Origin of the sequence: Synechocystis sp. PCC 6803 substr. PCC-P (assembly GCF_000284455.1) — a bacterium.
In the GTDB taxonomy this organism is placed as follows: Bacteria; Cyanobacteriota; Cyanobacteriia; order Cyanobacteriales; family Microcystaceae; genus Synechocystis.
In genome coordinates this window covers 2,798,962-2,817,121 of sequence record NC_017039.1, presented here as the reverse complement: position 1 = coordinate 2,817,121, position 18,160 = coordinate 2,798,962, and the positions used below count along the sequence as shown (strand labels likewise).

Below are 18,160 nucleotides of genomic sequence, written 5' to 3'. Positions count from 1 at the left end.
AATGGGCAAATTGTCCCACGGCAATAGTATCTACCAAAACTGAGGTCCCTAGCCACTGGGATTGGCGATCGCCAATAATAATTTCACTACCAAATAATTACATGAGTGAATGTAGCTTTACTCGCAAATTATCTTTGGGCCGGGGACTAGGGGTAACAACCAACTCTAAATTTTGCCCCGGTAACAATGTCCAATCAAATTGTTGGATTAATCGGGTGGCAAATAATTTCATTTCCAGCCGAGCAAATTCCTTACCTAAACATTCCCGTAAGCCACCGCCAAAGGGAACATGGGCAAAGGGAGGATTATGAGTTGCACTACCATCAGGAGTAAACCGTTCTGGATCAAACTTTTCTGGGTCAGGATATAAATCAGGATCGGCGTGGGTTTGGCTAATTTGATAAGAAACTAACCAGCCTTTGGGAAAATGAAAACCCTGAAATTGACAATCTTGGATTAATTCTCGAAAACCACCGCCCACAGGAGGAATTAACCGCAATACTTCTTGTAACACTTGGTCTAGATAGGGCATTTTTTTAAGAGTTTCTGCCGTCAGCTCTTGGCTTAACTGCAATTTGTTCTGTTCCTGTCTGACCCTTTCTCGAATGTCAGAATGTTGTCCCAACAATAGACAAAAAGAAGATAATGCGGAAGTTAAAGTTTCATGTCCGGCAAACAATAGCAATAAAATTTGATCCTTCAGCTCCGGCAAAGATAACGGTTGGTTATTATCATCTCGGGCGGCCAATAATATGCCCAATGCATCTTCTTCACTGGGGGGTTGCTGTTGTCGAGCTTTAATAATTTTTTCAAGCTCAGCCAATAACAAAGCCCTTGCTCGTTGGGATTTACCAAATAGGGTATTAGGTAAAGGAATTGGCAGACTAAATAGCCCTTGAATATAAGTTTCAAACCAGGGAAATAATTGAGGATTTTGACTTACTTTTTCCCCCATGAACAACGTTGCCGCCACATCAAAAGTCATTCGTCTTAATTGGGGATACCAAATCACTTCATTGGCTTTACCCCATTGCTCCAAATATCCCTGAACAATGCCATCCATTTTTGGGAGATAACTGTCCAATGTCCTGGGTAAAAAAGCTTGGTATAGAATTTTACGGCGCGAGCGATGTATTTCTCCCATTTGAGTCGCTAACGCATTAGGTCCTAACAAAATTCTGGTGCTGAGGGGCCAAGTTGCCTGAAAAGTTTCCTGCTCCTTGGTGAATAAAAATCTATTCGCTAATGCCCCAGAAATAAAAATGACATTTTTGCCAAATAAACGGGTTTTAAAAATTGGGCCAAATTGCTGCTGCCGCTTTTTACCGAAGTCCCCATCATTAAGAAAATTGAGAGTTTCTCCTAACCACGGTAAACCAAAGTCACCGGGGGGAATAGGTAAAGAATTTAAATTTGTAGGAGAAGTTATCATGGAAAGAAATAGGTTGATTTGTTCGATATTAGTACTTACGAAGCCATCATCATATCAATCAATTTTAAAACAAGATCATTGATAAAGCTTGCTCCTTCTCCTGTTCAGAAGCCGCCAGATAGTGGGACAACACATTCAAATTCTTGTGACCACTAATTTTTTGAATAACCCGGAGATTCATTCCCTTCCGACACATTATGGTTAACGTAGTCCGGCGAAAAGAATGGGTTGATGCCCCCCAACACCAATCCTGTCAGTGGTGGCCTTCAAAATTTTGTGGGCCATGGAAGAATACAGATGAAAGCCCACTCGTTTGCCCAGAAATGTATAGGACAATGGAAACCTATCGGATTGTTGAGCTTACCGGTAATCATCAAATAAAACTTGCAACATCGGGGGGCGGAGGTTGTGGCCATCGAGATTGAACATAAATTCCTGGTTAAAGATGACCGCTGGCGGAGTTTAGTCCAGGGTTATTTGTACCGTCAAGGTTACATTGCCACCCCAGATTTAACTACGCTGCGAGTCCGTACCATTGGCGATCGGGCCTATCTCACCATTAAGGGTAAAAATGCCAGCATTGCCCGCTTGGATTTGAGTATGAAATTCTTGCAGTGGAAGCCAATTAAATTTTGACAGAACTCTGTTCACCGCCCCTGATTGAAAATATCGTTATTGCCTCGATTACCATGGTAAAACCTGAGAAGTAGACGAGTTTTTGGGGGATAACCAGGGTCTAATTTTAGCGGAAGTGGAATTAACCTACACTGGTGAAAAAATAAGTCTACTTCCCTGGATCGGGGAAGAGGTAACGGATGATGCCCGCTATTACAACGTCAATTTAGCCCAACATCCCTACAAAAATTGGTGACAATTTAAACAATAAAAAATATAAGATTTTTTAAGTTTCTTTTTCTTGTTTAAATCCAAAGCATGGCCAACCAAATAATTTAAACAATCCATCAACTTTATTTTTGAAACCTTGATAAGCAGTCAACAAAATTAATTTATCTTCATTAGTAGTTTCTTTATCATCTTTGATAAAATTCTCTAAATCTGGCATCTGTGTCAAATTTGAAGCAATTAGTGCTACTAGTTCAAACTCCAGCCGATAACTTGATGGTTTTAATTCGCTAGGGCTTAAGCTAAGTGGCTGTCCACTCTCATCGCGACATCTCCTAAGAGACTCACGAATAGAAGTTAAGTTTGTAGAAGCCATCACATAGTAATTTCTGACTATTTTGCATGACAAAGAGTTTTTGCCGTGTTCTGAAAGCTTGGCGAAACTAGGACTAAATTCAGAAGAGCTGATAAATTGTTCAGCTTTGTATTTCATAAAAATCATGATCGCAAGTTTTTCTTTAAAAACACAATTACTTGTTTTTGGCGCTCTTCATTCCCCTATTGTTATTAATAGTGCTCTGAAACTAACAAATAAGCAAGATCAAATTGTGAAGAAAACGCAACAAAATGAACCATTAAGATAATTTCTGTCTATCCTGGCTGGTATATTCCAGTCTACTCAGAAATGAGTTTGTTTTATGACAAATCAGTATGTACCAAATTACTTGGCGCAATCGATCCTGGTAACTCTATTTTGTTGCTTACCCCTGGGTATTGTGGCCATTATCAAAGCATCGGAAGTTAATTCTCGTTTAGCTTCAGGGGACTATGAAGGCGCTGTAAAGGCTTCCAAGGAAGCGAAAAAGTTTTGTTGGTGGTCCTTTGGTGCCGGCATAATTTTCATTGCCATCTATTTTGTGCTAGTGGTTATTGCCGCCGTCTTTGGTCAGTAATTAAAGTTACATTTTTTGACTTTGCCTTGTTCACCATTCATTAACGAATACCATGTTTAGTTTGAAAAATTATTCCCCATCTCCATTACTATCCGCTAAGGCCAAGGAATATTTAGTATTCACTTTGGTAACCCTAACCATTGTCGTTGCTGGCACTCTTCTGTTCCTGTTTGATCCTGCTTCATCGAAATTATTTCCCCCCAGCCCCTTTCGCAGTTTAACTGGGCTGTACTGCCCCGGTTGCGGCACTTTACGGGCGTTGCATCAATTATTGCATGGCAACTTAGTGGGAGCTTTTGGCCTAAATCCTTTGATGATGATTTCCCTCCCATTTATGATTTATTCCTACGTTGCCTATGGCTTAAAAACTATTAATGGGCGGACTTTATTAGTTTGGTTTGTTCCCCCCAAGGTAATCTGGTTCATACTACAGGCGATTTTAGCTTATTGGGTGGCCAGAAATATTCCCTTTGCACCCTTCTCTTGGTTGGCACCGTAGTTTTAAAATCCAACTACATTAAACATTAAAGGTGTTTATTGTGTTAATCCTAATGATTTATGGGCATCGGTGACGGGTAAAACTGATGCCATCTTCGTGAATGCTAGTTAATTTTTGATGATTCTCGGAAAGGCGAAAATGAAAGGTATCTTTCCAAGTTTCTCCTTCTCCCGCTAATTTAGCAGTCACACGAAGATTTAGCTCATCATCCACTGTTACGGCAGTTATTTTTCCCCTCGACTCATGGAAATCGACCCAACCATCTGATAGAACTAATCTAGTGTCGTCCATGGGTAGAGCACAGTTTTTTAAATTTTCTACCCATGTGCCTTGGAAGCGCGGGGGAATGGATTGGGCCAACACCATAGTTATTCCCCCCAAAACTTGACTAAGTGTTAACCAAGAAATAGTCAATGTTTGTTTTTTTATTACCTTATTAGACATGGATAAGTAACTTTTTATGAATAGTTCCGACAAAAGTTGTGCCAAAATATCCACAACCAAAATTGATAATTAACAAAACTTTTGAACTATTTAAAAGGCAATCACCTTGTCGGATGCTGTGTCCTGGTGGGTAATTTGCTAAAATGAACCCAGTAACCGCCTTTGAGCACAGTTTCCACTCTCGGCGTCTCAAGCACTATGGGATATTTAGTTTCGTTTGTTCTTTTGGTGGTCTACGTCGGCGGGGTCTGGCGTTTTCTTTCTGGCTATCGCCACACCAATTTTAATCGTAGCTTAGCAACCCGCATCTCCCTGGCATTGCTATGGCCTGGACTGCTCCTGGTCAATCCCTCCTATCGCAAAAACTTTCAAAAAGCTCTCAAAGGTCGTTAGTCGTTAAAAGTTTGTGTGAAACGCCCCCTGGCCTAAGCTTAAGGGAAGCTACATGAAAATCCCCCGGTGTTGCTATGCCCGTATATTTCTATTGGGGCGAAGACCAATTTACCCTGCACCAAGCAGTCAAACAACTGCAGAAACGTTGTTTAGATCCCCAATGGGAGGCCTTTAATTTTGAAAAAATTCCGGGGGAACAAGCTGATGCTACCCAACGGGGTCTGGAGCAAGCCTTGACACCCCCTTTTGGTAGTGGCGATCGCCTGGTGTGGGTGGTGGACTCCACCTTAGGACAAAGTTGCGACGATGGTTTGCTGGCTAGGTTGCAAAAAAGTTTGCCCGCCATTCCCACCGACTGCCATTTACTATTCACATCCAGTAAAAAGCTCGATCGCCGACTGAAATCGACCAAATATTTGGAAGGTAATGCCACTATCCGGGAATTTGCCCTCATTTCACCCTGGAATGTGGACGCTCTCATCCATCAAATTCAGGCGATCGCCCAGGATCTGCAACTTCCCTTAGCAACGGAAACGGAAGGTTTTTTGGCAGAAGCGTTGGGTAATGACACGAGGCTAATTTGGAATGAGTTGGGCAAGCTCAAACTCTATAGCGAGAGTCAAACGGGCCCCTTAACGGTGGCCCAGGTAGAACAGTTGGTCAATACCAGCACCCAAAATAGTTTGCAATTAGCCCAGGCGATCCGGGATGGAGAAACCCCCCAGGCATTGCAATTGGTGGCAGACTTATTGCTGACCCACAACGAACCGGCTTTAAAAATATTGGCTACCCTCACCGGCCAGTTTCGTACTTGGACATTGATCAAGCTTGCTTTGGAGGCAGGGGAAAAAGATGACAAAGCGATCGCCGCCCAGGCCGATCTCAGTAATCCCAAACGTTTGTATTTTTTAAAGAAGGAATTGCGGGGCATTACCGGCGGGCAATTGCTCAAAACCTTACCCCTGTTGTTGGAATTGGAATATCAACTAAAGCGAGGAGCGGACCCCTGTTCGAGCCTACAAACTAAGGTGATTGAACTATCATCATTATTCCAGCCCATACACCGTCGCCGTTGATCTCCGTCGGTCGACAAATGGCCCTATGCTTAAAAATTGTCAATTCTTACACCTTGCCAATGAAGTCTTCGGCCCATACTTCTTTACCTCCCTGGTTAACCATTGTCGGTCGGGTTCCCTTTTTCTGCTGCTTGGCGATCGTTGGATTATTAATCGCCCTAGGCCACAATTTTAAGGAAGTGAACGATTTAAAGGAAATCGCCTTTGACATTGCCTTTTTAGATTTCCTCCATAAGGTAATTCCCGAGGCCATGGCCCCTTTTTGGATCAAAGTCTATAAAGGTACGGGGGTGGAATTGACCGCCACGATGATTGCCATCACCCTAGGTTTTTTAGCTTGGAAACGCTATTGGTCGGAGATTAAATATCTAGTTTTTGCCACCCTGGGCATTCTTTTGGTAATTGACCAAGTGTTGAAGCCCTTTTTTAACCGTACTCGACCTTTACCCCGTTTAGTGGATGTGGATGGGCGTAGTTTTCCTAGTGGCCATGCGGCGGGCGGAGTGGTGTTTTACTTCTACTTAGCTTTTTTGTTGGCGGCCCATTTTCCCCAATACCGTTGGCAAATTTATCTTGGTGCCACCCTTTGGGTCGGCTTCATTGGCATTGCCAGTATGTATTGTCGGGTTCATTGGGCAACAGATATTTTGGCTGGTTACGGAGTGGGCTTTATCTGGTTAACCCTCAGTTTGTTTTTGCTCAAGCGGGAAAAGCCTGATGTCTATTTAAAATCTCAGTAAAACTAAAGTGCCCTCAAGATTCTACCAACATGCCATAGATCAAAACTTTACAAATAAGCTCTCCCACTAACAGCGTTGAATCTGGTAATCTCATTAGTAGGCGTAATGTGTACTATTTTACCCCGGCGATCGGACGCTAATTCCTCAATCACTCCCTACTTGTTAGCGTTGCCCAATATTTTTTTCCAGTCCTATGGCCAGTTCCAAACCTCCAGCTCGCATTGTTTATCAAGAATTTGGTCCGGTGGCAGACCCCCTATCGGAGGAGCAAATTGATCTTCCCCCCCAACAGCAAAATGTCCGCATCCAAGCAACTCGTTCTGGCCGCAAAGGAAAAACGGTGACGGTAGTGAGTGGTTTGCAATTATCGGCCATGGGACAGCAAGCTCTACTCAAGGCCCTGAAAAGTTTTTGTGGCAGTGGGGGCACCTTGAAAGAAGACTGCGTGGAAATCCAGGGGGATCAACGGGAGAAAATTCTTGCTTATTTGTTAAAGCAGGGCTACAAGGCTAAAATTAGTGGTGGTTAGATTACTAGGGTTCAATTACGCCTAATTACGTCTTTTTTCCTTCATTCAGAGTCTATTCTGTCCGATTCTGGACCCTTTTCCTCCCCCGTTCACCATGGTCAGCAGCCAAAAGCCCATCGGTATTATTCTTCAGGAAGCAAAACTAATTACCCCTGGGCAATTGGAGGTGGCTTTGTACGAACAAAAGCAATTCCAGATGTTGTTGGGGGAGATTCTTTCTCACCATGGCTGGATTTCCCAGGAAACGGCGGACTTTTTTGTTGATCTTTGGCCTGCAATGGTTGGTCAGCCAGTGCAAGGTCCCATTGGCTACTATCTGAAGATGGCCCATCTTTTGGATGAAGACCAGATCGAACGTATTTTGCGGGAACAACGACGGTTGGGGGTCCGCTTCGGTTCGGTGGCGGTGCTCAAGGGTTGGTTAAAGGAAGAAACAATTAACTTTTTTGTTAAAAATATTGTCCGTGAAGCTCAGGAAGATACTCCTTCGGCGGCCCTGGTTTTGCCTGTTCCCCAATTGCCAATTTCTCCAGTTTCCCCATTGAAAACTCCCCGATGGCGATCGCCTGAGTTGGTGGAAGCCCAAGCAAAAGAAACCTATGAACTTTTGTCAAACGAAAAAGGAGAAAATCTCCCCCCCATAATCCCAGCCTCATTGAGAAAAGACACTGATTCTCCCCGTCAGGCAGCGGAAACCCTGATCCTATTCGATGACCATCACCAAAGTCAGGGTAAAGAGGATGGGGAGAGCGACTAGATTATCCATGGCAATCGATCCTTGTTAGTCCTGGTCAATCTTTTAATTCCTGTTGCAAAACCTCATAAATTTTCACCATACCCAGGGTATCTAAACCACAATACTCCCGTAGTTGTTGGGCCATTTCTGCCCTTTTATCCGGCGCGGAACATTCCAGCAGTGCTTCCCACACTAGAGGGGCTTCATTGCCGGACTTGATGACCAAGTCGTCGTGGCAAAATTGGGGGGCCATCACCGGCAGAACTTTTTTGAGGGAATAGGAACCCCGGAAACCAGGATGGAAATACGCCCTTTTAAAGATTACCTGTAAATCCCAGAGGCGATCGATAATCTGATTAATTTTGGCCCCATAGTTGGGATAGGCCGCTGCCAACTGTTGTAATACTCCCTTTTCAAAGGACTGGTTATAAACCACCACTGACCCCCGATCGCCAATGTGGTGTATTAGGGAAATAAGTAGGGGGAGTCGGGGATCGGAATCCTCCGTGTGTAAATATTCAAAGTGTTCCAGGGAACCGTCGGGATTAAGGCGGTGGCAACTGTACTGAAAAATACAGCGTTCGTAGGGGTGCAGACCGGCAAAACGGGGAATGGCACTACTGTGGGTTTCCACATCAAAAAAGTACAAAGGCTGATTGGGTTGAATCTGCCCCAACAATTGCCTCAATAAATCCTGGTCTATTTGGGGTTTTGCTGCCGTCATCCGGTCAATGAATGTTCTTTGCTTTTGGGTCAAGGGAAACTCCGCCGGAATATCCTCCAGATTCCAGATATTAGAATTCATCAAATTTTGCAATTTATCCTGCTTCAACAAAGGAATGTCAAAAATGGAAATCGGCGGCACATTCTGCCAGCAATGATCTTTAAACGGACAACGGTAAGGGCGATCGCAATGGCTGCCAATGGGCACTTGGGGAGCGGTCGGTTCCGTCAACAATGTGCGGAATTCTGCCAGTTTTTGGGGTAACTGCCCACGCCAACGCACCACCGCCGCCGTTACATCCTGATAACAAAATCTATCCTGCACCACACTCCAATTCCTGGCCATGGGATTGACCACCATGAGGCTCGTTTTTTCCACCGTTAACCCCAACCCCTCCAACACGTAATGTTGCAAGGTCAAGTCGGCAATGTGTTCGTCTTTTAACTTAGTGGCGGATTTTACTTCAATAATTTCCCAATTTCCTGAAGGTAAGCGCCGCAATACATCACAGCGCACCAAAATATCGTCGTACAAAAAAGCCGGTTCAAATAAACATTCCACTCCTTGCCCTGCCCCCACCACCGTCAATTCCCAACTTTTCTCTAGGCAATGTTTAAGATTTCCGTCCACCAATATGCCATTTTTAAAAGATTCCCGGGCCGCCACTCCGATCGCCTTGCCTTGTTTAATTCTTTGTTCAGCGGCCAAGGACATGGGGGAAGCATCTTCGGGACGGCAGATAGACAACCATAGACGTTTTGGACAGTGCAACCCTGCCAAAAAGTAGGTCTTGCTGATGGGAAAAGACATGGTGGCCGACTCCATAGAAACCCAACCTTAAAACGCAGGTTCTGAGCAGAGAGAAAAGTACACGGGGTTCACTCTACCGATGTTACGCTTAAACCATTGCCCCATGAGTCTTGGAAGAAAATAATTTCCGATCTCCACCTAATGTAACCCAGCCTGAGCGCTGTGATTTTTTTCGGGTTTTATTTAGGCTGATTCTTACCGATAAATTGATGATGGCTTGACAAGGGAAAACTAATGGTCGGTGGTGGGGAACTTTTGCCCCCAAGGACTGGACGAAGGGAAAAAGCCAATTATGTAAAGTTTTGTTATTGTGGGAAAAGGGTGGGATGTATTTATATCCAGCACCAACCCGTTGTCAGGATGGCATTTATTCATGGTTAACGACCTTATTTCTCCGCAGTCTCAACAGATGGAGCGCCAACTTACAACTGTTTGGCAGTCCCTGACCCCCACCAGTTGTCCACGGTTTTATAATTTTCATCTCCACACCCGATGTTCCGACGGCCAGATGACCCCGGAGGGTTTGATCGAACAGGCCATACATCAAGAATTACAGGGTTTGGCGATCACAGACCACCATTGTGTGGCGGGTTATTACCGGGCCCAGCGCTGGCTCACCGAACATTGCCATTATCCTAGTCTCCGGCCCCAACTTTGGACTGGCATTGAAATTACCGCCAATTTAGACGGCACTGAAGTGCACATCCTGGGCTATGACTTTGACCCTACCCACCCGGTCCTAGACCCCTATCTAACCGGCGATCGCCCGGATAAGTACTATGCCCAAGCGCCCAAAGTCATTAAGGCTCTCCATGATGCCGGTGGCTTAGTGGTGTTGGCCCATCCAGCCCGGTACCGTCAGCCCGCCAGTCACTTGATCCCAGCGGCAGCCCGCCATGGCATTGATGGGGTAGAGGCATTTTATGCCTATGGCAATCCCAAACCTTGGCAGAGTTCTGTGCCCCAAATGGAAGAAGTTTGTTACCTGGGGGATTTGTATAATCTGTTCCGCACCTGTGGCACCGATAGCCATGGGGAAAGCATCATGTATCGTCTCTGAAGTCTCTAGGGAAAGTCGTAATCGTTAGAGTTAAAAATATCAATGTTTGTTAACTTTCCCCGGCTCTGGCCCCTGGGATACACTGGACAGAGAGTTTTCATTACCAGTCCTAGGAGTACGGCATGTTCACTACCCCCCTCCCCCCCCAAAAGCGGCTTTCTACCCAAACTGAGGCGATCGCCAAAAATATTACTGCTATCCGTTCTTTGGACTGGGACCGGGACCGGTTTGATATTGAATTCGGCCTACAAAACGGCACCACTTACAATTCCTATCTAATCCAAGCGGATAAGGTTGCCCTAGTAGATAGCTCCCACGAGAAATTCCGCCAGTTATATCTAGATTTATTACAGGGATTAATCGATCCCCAGCGCATTGATTACCTAATCGTCAGCCACACTGAGCCAGACCACAGTGGGTTAGTAAAAGACATTTTGCAACTCAATCCCCGCATTACGGTGGTGGCCACCAAAGTAGCGTTGCAATTTCTCGACAATTTTGTCCATCAACCCTTTGAGCGTATTCAAGTTAAAAGTGGCGATCGCCTGGATTTGGGCCAGGGCCATGATTTGGAATTTGTCAGTGCTCCGAATCTCCACTGGCCGGACACCATGCTCACCTATGACCCCGCCACGGAAATTCTCTTCACCTGCGACGTGTTTGGGATGCACTATTGCTCCGATGCAGTTTTTGACATCGATTTGGGCAAAATCGCACCGGATTACCAGTTTTACTACGATTGCTTGATGGGTCCCAACGCCCGTTCCGTTCTCGCCGCCATGAAACGCATGGATAATCTGGGCACCATTAGCACCGTTGCCAATGGCCATGGCCCCCTATTGCGCCATAACGTTGGCGAATTATTACATCGCTACCGCCATTGGAGCGAGTCCCAAAGTAAAGCAGAAAAAACCGTGGTGGTTTTCTATGTGGCTGATTATGGCTACGGCGATCGCCTTTCCCAGGCCATTGCCAAGGGAATTACTAAAACCGGCGTGGGGGTGGACATGGTGGACCTAAGCTCCGCCGATCCTCAGGAAATCCAGGAACTGGTGGGCCATGCCAGCGGGGTAGTTCTGGGAATGCCGCCTTTACAGGCTAACGCTGATCTAAGCACCAATTTCGGCGCAGTGTTGGCCGCCATGCAACCGAAACAGGTCTTTGGTTTATACGAATCCTATGGTGGGGACGACGAGCCCATTGACCCCCTCCGCACCAAATTTTTAGACCTGGGTTTGCGGGAGGCTTTCAAAGTGATCAAGGTCAAAGACACCCCCAGCGAAAGCACCTATCAGCTTTGTGATGAGTCCGGCACTGACTTGGGTCAAAATCTCATCCAGGCGGCCAAAATAAAACAACTCAAATCCCTGGACAGCGATCTGGAAAAGGCGATCGGTCGCATTAGTGGGGGGCTGTATATCATCACTGCCCAAAAGGGAGAGGTTAAAGGGGCCATGCTTGCCTCTTGGGTTTCCCAAGCCAGCTTTAATCCCCCTGGTTTCACCGTTGCTGTGGCCAAGGACCGGGCCATTGAATCCCTCATGCAAGTCGGTGATCGCTTTGTGTTGAACATTTTGGAGGAAGGCAACTATCAAATTTTGATGAAACATTTCCTCAAACGTTTCCCCCCTGGTGCTGATCGTTTTGCTGGAGTAAAAACCCAAACCGCAAGCAACGGATCGCCTATTTTGACCGATGCGCTAGCCTATTTGGAGTGTGAAGTAGCTAGTCGGATGGAATGTAGTGATCACTGGATTGTTTACAGCCAAGTAACCAATGGTCGGGTAGCTAAAGCAGAAGGGTTAACCGCCGTACACCATCGCAAAGTCGGCAATTATTACTAATAAAAAACTGCAATCAAACCGCAAAACTATCAAGGAAAATCCCCCAGGCCATCTCTAGCTTGAGGGGATTTTGTTCGGGGAATGATGGCGTCGCTATACCGCCAGACGATGGATCACTTTGTTAGTCGGCTTAATCCTTGGGTAGGTCTAACTAATTTCTCAGGCCATATTTAAAATCCATATTGCCTTCATAGCCAGTGAGCTCTGCCAATTCCCGGAGAGTTTTGACCCCAGGGTTTAGTTCTCCGTCAATGCCCCAGGTGGGGAAGGATTGAATACCGACATCCACACAGGTTTGGGTCTGGGGATTTTTCCCGGCCGGGTCGCACTCAATATAGCTAATTTTTTCAAATGCTTCTTTGCCGAAAAGTAGTTTTTGGTCATAGCAGTGGGGACACCAGAAGGCACCATAGTTGAGTACCCCTTTGGCAGTGAGGTATTCCGCCAACTCAATTTCCGCTGGTCCCGACTGAGTGGTGATGGGCCAACCACTGGGGGGTCTGGGTTGACCGGCAATGGCAGGAATGGGAATTGTGCCATCGGCTCCGGCTTTAGGCCCTTCAGCAGTGGCATAGAGACCCAGGGTGCCGACAATGGTTACCATGGCCACCACGACGGTGGTAAAAAATACTTGACTCACTTCTTCCCACTCCCGACCAACGATCGCCAAAATGAACAACAACAAAGAACAAATAGCAGAAGTTAGGCAGTACCAGCAAGCTTCCTGGAGCCGGAAAAAGGAGATGTACATTAAGTAACCGCTGAACACCGCCATGGACGTACCCCCCACCAGGAGAAATTTTCCGGTGAGATCTTCCAGGGAGTTACGCTGTTTTTTGTTGCTCTCCTCACTGACCAAAAAGGGCACCAAAGCGGCAATGCCCATGGCCAGATAAGCTGCCAGCCCAAAAACACTGAGGGGAATGTCAAAAACTTTGGCGTAGGCACTCTGTAACACCAGGTCACAACTGGAGCTACCGGTGGCCTGGTCCACGGGACAAAGGGCTTCTCCCCCGGTGAAGGAAATATAGGCCAGGTAGGAGGTGATCAAGATCCCCAGGACGGCGATCGCCCCCATAATGAAACGGGAATAGCGATGAATCCAAGGCACCGAACGACGACGAACCATAAATTAAAAGAGCAATTGATTTACAACCAGGTTAGCAAAAACCCGCCATGGGATAAGCTGACCGCCCTAGTCCCCGGTGGGGCATGGTTACAAACACCAACGGCCATGGCTTTCCCTGCGACTTTTAACCATTCTAGGGGCAACCTCCCAGTTCCAATTCAACGGTGCCAAATTCTATCAAGGGCAAAATTTGTGGGCAAGCAACCATCTCGAAGAAAGCAATTGAGGATTTCCAAACGGTTACTGTTAGTGGTGTTAACCCTAGCGTTTAGTATGGCTAGTGTGGGCATTATGGAGGATTTTCAGGGTAATTTTTGGCTCAAAACTTATTTGCTGCTGGGGGCGTTATTTTGGGGCAATTTGCTCATTTATCTGAGTTTTTATCCCCGGTGGGGGCAAAAGTTATTGCAACGGGAACAAAAGAAAAGCGGTCCAATTTCTGGCCCCAAATCCCGCCACGGGCAAAAAAACTAAACCATACTGAAGAAGACCAGTCGCTTTGGTCAATGCCACAACCATTAGGAGACAGCATGATTGAACCCCTTGGCTTTACCCGCAATTCCCTAGTTACTTCCCTGGGAACCATTGTTTACTACGAAGCAACGGAGGCCCCCTGGGTAGAGGCGGTAGATTCCCTCGGCGATCGCCAAACGTTGGTATTTCTCCATGGCTTTGGGGGTGGTTCTTCTGCCTACGAATGGTCGAAGGTTTATCCGGCTTTTGCTGCTGACTACCGGGTGTTAGCGCCGGACTTGTTGGGTTGGGGTCGCTCCGATCATCCGGTGAAAAATTACACTCCCCAGGACTATATCCAGGTTATTCAGGAATTTTTGCAACAAACCTGTGACCAACCTGTGATGGTGATTGCCTCTTCCTTGGTGGCGGCGATCGCCGTTCGCACTGCCATAGAGCATCCCAACCTATTTACAGGTTTAATTCTGAGTACCCCCACAGGGCTATCGGACTTTGGTGAAGATTACCGCAGTAACTTTTTTGCCCAATTGGTCAGTGTGCCAGTGCTGGATCGTTTTATCTACACCACCGGCATTGCCAACACAGCGGGCATTATGAATTTTTTGGAACAACGACAATTTGCCCAAGCCCGGCGCATTTATCCCGAAATTATCGATGCCTATCTGGAGTCCGCCACCCAACCCAGGGCGGAATATGCAGCCCTGTCCTTTGTTAGGGGGGATCTCTGCTTTGATTTGGCCCAATTTATGCCGGATTTAACCGTTACTACGGCTATCCTCTGGGGAGAATATGCCCAATTTACCCCTCCGGCGATCGGTCGTCGTTTAGCGGCGCTGAACCCCAATGCCATTAAAGCTTTTGTGGAAATTAAAGACGTGGGGTTAACGCCCCATTTGGAATTACCTGGGGTAACAATTGGGGTGATTCGTCGGTTTTTGGCTCTGCTCCAATAGTGTGTCAAGATAAATACACCGACGGCAAAATTGGCGTTTGTGCCGACCATCTAAATTCCCTTGAGAATCTATGACCAGCAGTGACACCCAGAACAACAAAACACTGGCCGCAATGAAAAATTTTGCGGAGCAGTATGCTAAACGTACGGATACCTATTTTTGTAGTGATCTTTCCGTCACCGCCGTTGTTATCGAGGGTTTAGCTCGCCATAAAGAGGAATTGGGTTCTCCCCTGTGCCCCTGTCGCCACTACGAAGACAAGGAAGCGGAAGTAAAAAATACCTTTTGGAATTGCCCCTGTGTGCCTATGCGGGAGCGCAAGGAATGTCACTGTATGTTGTTTTTAACCCCAGATAACGATTTTGCTGGGGATGCCCAGGATATTCCCATGGAAACTTTGGAGGAAGTCAAGGCCAGCATGGCCTAGATTTTTGGGCACCCATCCTATGAATTTACTCAGCCAGTTATTTGCGCCCCCTTCCCCCGTACCCTCCCCGACACCAAAGGCAAAAAAACGTTCCCGCCGGGGAGTACAGATTAAAACCCCCGCCGAAATTGCCATTATGCGCCAAGCCGGGGCGATCGCCGCCCAGGTATTGAAGGAGATTGCCGCCACGGTGCAACCGGGCATGACCACCGGGGATTTAGACCAGTTAGCAGAGGAACGAATTCGCTCCCTGGGGGCCACTCCCAGTTTTAAGGGTTACCACGGCTTTCCCGCTTCCATTTGTGCTTGCGTGAATAATGAAGTGGTCCATGGCATTCCCCGTCGCCGTAAGAAAATTCGTTCCGGCGATTTGCTCAAAGTAGATACCGGAGCCTATTTCCAGGGCTACCACGGGGATTCCTGCATCACCATTGCGGTGGGTAAGGTTTCCCCCCAAGCCCAGCGGTTGATGGAAGTAGCGGAAGGGGCCTTGTATGCGGGGATTGAACAGGTGAAGCCTGGTAATTACCTGATGGACATTGCCGGGGCAATCGAGGATTACGTTAAGCCCACCGGTTACACCATTGTGGAAGAGTTCACCGGCCATGGGGTGGGCCAGGCCCTCCACGAAGACCCCCATGTGTTTAACGTCCGCTGCCGGGATTTGCCCAACGTTAAACTTAAACCGGGCATGACCTTGGCGATCGAGCCAATTGTCAATGCTGGTTCCCGTTTCACCCGTACCCTTGGCGATCGATGGACGGTGGTGACGGTGGACAATGCCCTTTCGGCCCAGTTTGAGCATACGGTGTTGGTAACGGCCACGGGCTATGAGTTGCTGACCGATCGCCGTTTGGTCTAGATTGCCAACTCTGTTATAATAATTGGCCGGACATGGCGGCATAGCCAAGTGGTAAGGCAGAGGTCTGCAAAATCTTTACCCCCAGTTCGAATCTGGGTGCCGCCTTTAATTTTTTAATTGTTTAACCGACAAATTGTGTAAAGTCCAAAGACTTGAGTGAATTGGCGATAAATTTTAGGTTGGTAAACAGTTCTCCCGGAGCAAGCTCCCCAGTTGGTGGCAGACTACCTTACTTTGGAGGGGAGTTATTTGGCCTTTTAACTTAAAGGGCCACAACCCTGGCAATGATTTACCGTTAACCCACAGGCAGAACCAATTCCTTTGAGCCTTATGGAAGGATCATTTTCCCTTACCCTCCAGATTATCCTCACTGTCCTGTTTGGCATTGGGGCCCAAGTATTGGCGGGATTTCTCAAACTACCAAGCATTGTCTTTTTGCTTATTTTTGGTGTCATCCTCGGCAACAGCGGCTTGCATTGGATTCAACCCGCCAATTTTGGGGATGGTTTGGAAGTAATTGTTTCCCTTTCCGTGGCGATTATTTTGTTTGAGGGGGGCTTAAATTTAGGCCTGCGGGAATTGGGCCAGGTTTCCGGTAGTCTGCGTAATTTGGTCACCATCGGCACCCTAATTACCCTAGTGGGAGGGGGATTAGCGGCCCATTGGTTGGCGGAGTTCCCATGGTATTTAGCTTTTTTATACGGCTCCTTGGTGGTGGTAACCGGGCCAACGGTGGTGGGCCCCCTAATTAAACAGGTCCAGGTGCAGAAGTCTGTGGCTACCCTACTGGAGGGGGAAGGGGTACTGATCGATCCGGTGGGAGCAATCCTGGCAGTGGTGGTATTGGAAACCATTTTTAATACCAATGTCAGCGTTGAAACCGACATTATCGAAATTGCCATGGGCCTAATATTGCGCCTTGGGGTTGGCCTGGCGATCGGGGTGGGGGGCGGTTGGCTATTGAGTAATTTCCTCAAACGGGCCAGCTTTCTCTCGGAAGATGTCAGTAATCTGGTGGTGCTAGCGGGGGTGTGGGGAGTATTTGGTGCGGCCCAAGCATCCCTGAGTGAATCGGGCTTAATGGCCACCGTAGCCATGGGCATTTACCTCAACTCCTCTGCCCTGCCTGATAACCGACTTTTGCGACGATTCAAAGGTAAATTAACCCTGCTTTGTGTCTCGGTGCTATTTATTCTGCTGGCGGCGGAATTATCCCTGAGTAGCTTTGGGGCTTTGGGCTGGGGCAGTGTGCTCACTGTGGCGGTGTTAATGCTAGTCATTCGTCCCATTAGTATCGCTATTTGTACTTGGACTAGCGCTTTTAACTGGCGACAGAAACTTTTTGTGGCTTGGATTGCCCCTCGGGGTATTGTTTCTGCATCCGTTGCCTCCCTATTTTCCCTACTGTTGACTGAACGGGGCATTAACGGTGGCGATGCGATCAAATCGATTGTGTTTCTCACCATTATGATGACGGTGTTCATTCAGGGCTTAACGGCGAAGCCCTTGGCTAAACTGCTACGTATCACCGACACCCACACCACCGGCGCAGTAATTATCGGTTGTACTCCCCTGGGACGACTGGTGGCCCGTTTATTTACAGCCCAAGGGGAATCGGTGGTATTGATTGACAGTGACCCGGAAGCCTGTGCGACGGCGATCGCCGAAGGATTAACGGCCATTCAAACCAGTGCGTTGGATTCCCATGCGTTGGAAAAGGCCGGCATTGAAGAGATGGGGGCATTTATGGCCCTGACCAATAACGGGGAAGTAAATTTGGTGCTGGCTCAAAATACCATCAATGAATTTAACCCCCCCCGGGTGTGTGTGATTGCTCCGGATAACTTACCGGAAGATAATCCCTTGCTGAAAAATAAAGGGGTAAGAATTTTTATGGAGCAAAAAACTTTCAAAACCTGGAATCAGTACCTTAAGGATGGGCAAATTAAACTGGGCAAAACCCTGTTTAAGGAAACTGGCTTAGCCCTACAGCAAGCCCACACCCAAGCCCTAATTCGCTCTGGGGAATTACTGCCCTTAATGCTGAAACGGCAGGGCAGTTTGCAACTAGCTAAGACCACTGAAAATGCCCAAATTGGGGACGAAGTTTTTTACCTGCTCCACGACCCACGCCCCCAATTGTTAAAACAACTTTCCGGCAGCCGATCGCCGGATGTATTGATCCCAGAACCCCTGGCGGAAGTGGAAGAAGTCCCCATCTACTAGGGGAAA

General features: G+C 47.1%; 22 protein-coding genes and 1 tRNA gene. 17 read left to right on the top strand and 6 right to left on the bottom strand.

All coding sequences use genetic code 11. The annotated features are described in order from the left end of the window. Positions 1 to 97 precede the first annotated feature (97 nt). Both SYNPCCP_RS13190 and SYNPCCP_RS17720 read right to left on the bottom strand, forming a co-directional pair. Positions 98 to 1,432, bottom strand: a complete 1,335-nt coding sequence (locus SYNPCCP_RS13190; RefSeq protein WP_010873724.1) for a cytochrome P450 — start codon at positions 1,430 to 1,432, stop codon at positions 98 to 100. Positions 1,433 to 1,496: 64 nt separating this feature from the next. After that, a complete protein-coding gene (locus tag SYNPCCP_RS17720) occupies positions 1,497 to 1,613 on the bottom strand; it encodes a hypothetical protein (protein WP_230401100.1) in 117 nt (38 codons plus the stop codon). 227 nt (positions 1,614 to 1,840) lie between these two features. On the opposite strand from SYNPCCP_RS17720, the gene SYNPCCP_RS17715 reads away from it, so the two are divergent. Both SYNPCCP_RS17715 and SYNPCCP_RS17710 read left to right on the top strand, forming a co-directional pair. After that, entirely contained in the window at positions 1,841 to 2,068 is a 228-nt protein-coding gene (locus SYNPCCP_RS17715) for a CYTH domain-containing protein (RefSeq protein WP_010873723.1), read from the top strand. 82 nt (positions 2,069 to 2,150) lie between these two features. Beyond that, the gene (locus SYNPCCP_RS17710; RefSeq protein WP_020862062.1) at positions 2,151 to 2,303 is read left to right on the top strand and encodes a hypothetical protein; all 153 of its coding nucleotides are present in this window, start codon (positions 2,151 to 2,153) and stop codon (positions 2,301 to 2,303) included. A 30-nt stretch (positions 2,304 to 2,333) separates the two neighbouring features. On the opposite strand, the gene SYNPCCP_RS13180 is transcribed toward SYNPCCP_RS17710, so the two are convergent. Then, complete coding sequence (locus SYNPCCP_RS13180) at positions 2,334 to 2,768, bottom strand: hypothetical protein (protein WP_223211290.1); 435 nt, start codon at positions 2,766 to 2,768, stop codon at positions 2,334 to 2,336. A gap of 232 nt (positions 2,769 to 3,000) precedes the next feature. Between SYNPCCP_RS13180 and SYNPCCP_RS13175 the strand changes: the two genes are divergently transcribed. Both SYNPCCP_RS13175 and SYNPCCP_RS13170 read left to right on the top strand, forming a co-directional pair. Beyond that, positions 3,001 to 3,228, top strand: coding sequence for a CD225/dispanin family protein (locus SYNPCCP_RS13175; protein ID WP_230401099.1), 228 nt, complete (start codon positions 3,001 to 3,003; stop codon positions 3,226 to 3,228). Between the two features lie 52 nt (positions 3,229 to 3,280). Beyond that, positions 3,281 to 3,727, top strand: a complete 447-nt coding sequence (locus SYNPCCP_RS13170; RefSeq protein WP_010873719.1) for a DUF2752 domain-containing protein — start codon at positions 3,281 to 3,283, stop codon at positions 3,725 to 3,727. 57 nt (positions 3,728 to 3,784) lie between these two features. On the opposite strand, the gene SYNPCCP_RS13165 is transcribed toward SYNPCCP_RS13170, so the two are convergent. Next, positions 3,785 to 4,171 carry a hypothetical protein gene (locus tag SYNPCCP_RS13165; protein WP_199303414.1) on the bottom strand — a complete coding sequence of 129 codons (387 nt, stop codon included), beginning with the start codon at positions 4,169 to 4,171 and terminating at the stop codon, positions 3,785 to 3,787. A 198-nt stretch (positions 4,172 to 4,369) separates the two neighbouring features. On the opposite strand from SYNPCCP_RS13165, the gene SYNPCCP_RS13160 reads away from it, so the two are divergent. The 5 genes from SYNPCCP_RS13160 (at position 4,370) to SYNPCCP_RS13140 (ending at position 7,666) form a co-directional block, all read left to right on the top strand. Further along, the gene (locus SYNPCCP_RS13160) at positions 4,370 to 4,564 is read left to right on the top strand and encodes a hypothetical protein (RefSeq protein ID WP_010873717.1); all 195 of its coding nucleotides are present in this window, start codon (positions 4,370 to 4,372) and stop codon (positions 4,562 to 4,564) included. Between the two features lie 74 nt (positions 4,565 to 4,638). Continuing rightward, complete coding sequence (gene holA / locus SYNPCCP_RS13155) at positions 4,639 to 5,640, top strand: DNA polymerase III subunit delta (RefSeq protein ID WP_010873716.1); 1,002 nt, start codon at positions 4,639 to 4,641, stop codon at positions 5,638 to 5,640. Positions 5,641 to 5,699: 59 nt separating this feature from the next. Then, on the top strand, positions 5,700 to 6,380 hold the full coding sequence (locus tag SYNPCCP_RS13150; RefSeq protein WP_223211289.1) for a phosphatase PAP2 family protein: 681 nt from the start codon (positions 5,700 to 5,702) through the stop codon (positions 6,378 to 6,380). 193 nt (positions 6,381 to 6,573) lie between these two features. Then, positions 6,574 to 6,909 carry a translation initiation factor gene (locus tag SYNPCCP_RS13145; RefSeq protein WP_010873714.1) on the top strand — a complete coding sequence of 112 codons (336 nt, stop codon included), beginning with the start codon at positions 6,574 to 6,576 and terminating at the stop codon, positions 6,907 to 6,909. 94 nt (positions 6,910 to 7,003) lie between these two features. Further along, complete coding sequence (locus SYNPCCP_RS13140) at positions 7,004 to 7,666, top strand: hypothetical protein (protein WP_010873713.1); 663 nt, start codon at positions 7,004 to 7,006, stop codon at positions 7,664 to 7,666. 34 nt (positions 7,667 to 7,700) lie between these two features. Here SYNPCCP_RS13140 and SYNPCCP_RS13135 read toward each other — a convergent pair whose 3' ends face one another. Further along, on the bottom strand, positions 7,701 to 9,179 hold the full coding sequence (locus SYNPCCP_RS13135) for a DUF2779 domain-containing protein (protein WP_223211288.1): 1,479 nt from the start codon (positions 9,177 to 9,179) through the stop codon (positions 7,701 to 7,703). A 310-nt stretch (positions 9,180 to 9,489) separates the two neighbouring features. On the opposite strand from SYNPCCP_RS13135, the gene SYNPCCP_RS13130 reads away from it, so the two are divergent. Both SYNPCCP_RS13130 and SYNPCCP_RS13125 read left to right on the top strand, forming a co-directional pair. Next, complete coding sequence (locus tag SYNPCCP_RS13130; RefSeq protein ID WP_010873711.1) at positions 9,490 to 10,239, top strand: PHP domain-containing protein; 750 nt, start codon at positions 9,490 to 9,492, stop codon at positions 10,237 to 10,239. A gap of 122 nt (positions 10,240 to 10,361) precedes the next feature. Further along, a complete protein-coding gene (locus SYNPCCP_RS13125; RefSeq protein ID WP_010873710.1) occupies positions 10,362 to 12,083 on the top strand; it encodes a diflavin flavoprotein in 1,722 nt (573 codons plus the stop codon). A 151-nt stretch (positions 12,084 to 12,234) separates the two neighbouring features. Here the strand turns inward: SYNPCCP_RS13125 and SYNPCCP_RS13120 are convergent, their stop codons facing one another. After that, entirely contained in the window at positions 12,235 to 13,212 is a 978-nt protein-coding gene (locus SYNPCCP_RS13120) for a vitamin K epoxide reductase family protein (RefSeq protein ID WP_010873709.1), read from the bottom strand. A gap of 192 nt (positions 13,213 to 13,404) precedes the next feature. On the opposite strand from SYNPCCP_RS13120, the gene SYNPCCP_RS17705 reads away from it, so the two are divergent. From SYNPCCP_RS17705 to SYNPCCP_RS13090, 6 genes are all read left to right on the top strand, one after another. Next, on the top strand, positions 13,405 to 13,686 hold the full coding sequence (locus SYNPCCP_RS17705; RefSeq protein ID WP_223211386.1) for an SID1 transmembrane family member: 282 nt from the start codon (positions 13,405 to 13,407) through the stop codon (positions 13,684 to 13,686). After that, positions 13,602 to 14,639: an alpha/beta fold hydrolase gene (locus SYNPCCP_RS13110; RefSeq protein WP_010873707.1), complete on the top strand. Its 1,038-nt coding sequence runs from the start codon at positions 13,602 to 13,604 to the stop codon at positions 14,637 to 14,639. Before SYNPCCP_RS17705 ends, SYNPCCP_RS13110 begins: the two co-directional genes overlap by 85 nt. A gap of 70 nt (positions 14,640 to 14,709) precedes the next feature. Then, positions 14,710 to 15,066, top strand: coding sequence for a ferredoxin:thioredoxin reductase (locus tag SYNPCCP_RS13105; protein ID WP_010873706.1), 357 nt, complete (start codon positions 14,710 to 14,712; stop codon positions 15,064 to 15,066). Between the two features lie 19 nt (positions 15,067 to 15,085). Next, positions 15,086 to 15,928 carry a type I methionyl aminopeptidase gene (gene map, locus SYNPCCP_RS13100; protein WP_010873705.1) on the top strand — a complete coding sequence of 281 codons (843 nt, stop codon included), beginning with the start codon at positions 15,086 to 15,088 and terminating at the stop codon, positions 15,926 to 15,928. Between the two features lie 34 nt (positions 15,929 to 15,962). Then, positions 15,963 to 16,033: transfer RNA gene (locus SYNPCCP_RS13095), tRNA-Cys, on the top strand. Between the two features lie 225 nt (positions 16,034 to 16,258). After that, positions 16,259 to 18,154, top strand: a complete 1,896-nt coding sequence (locus SYNPCCP_RS13090; protein WP_010873704.1) for a sodium:proton antiporter — start codon at positions 16,259 to 16,261, stop codon at positions 18,152 to 18,154. Positions 18,155 to 18,160: the final 6 nt, after the last annotated feature.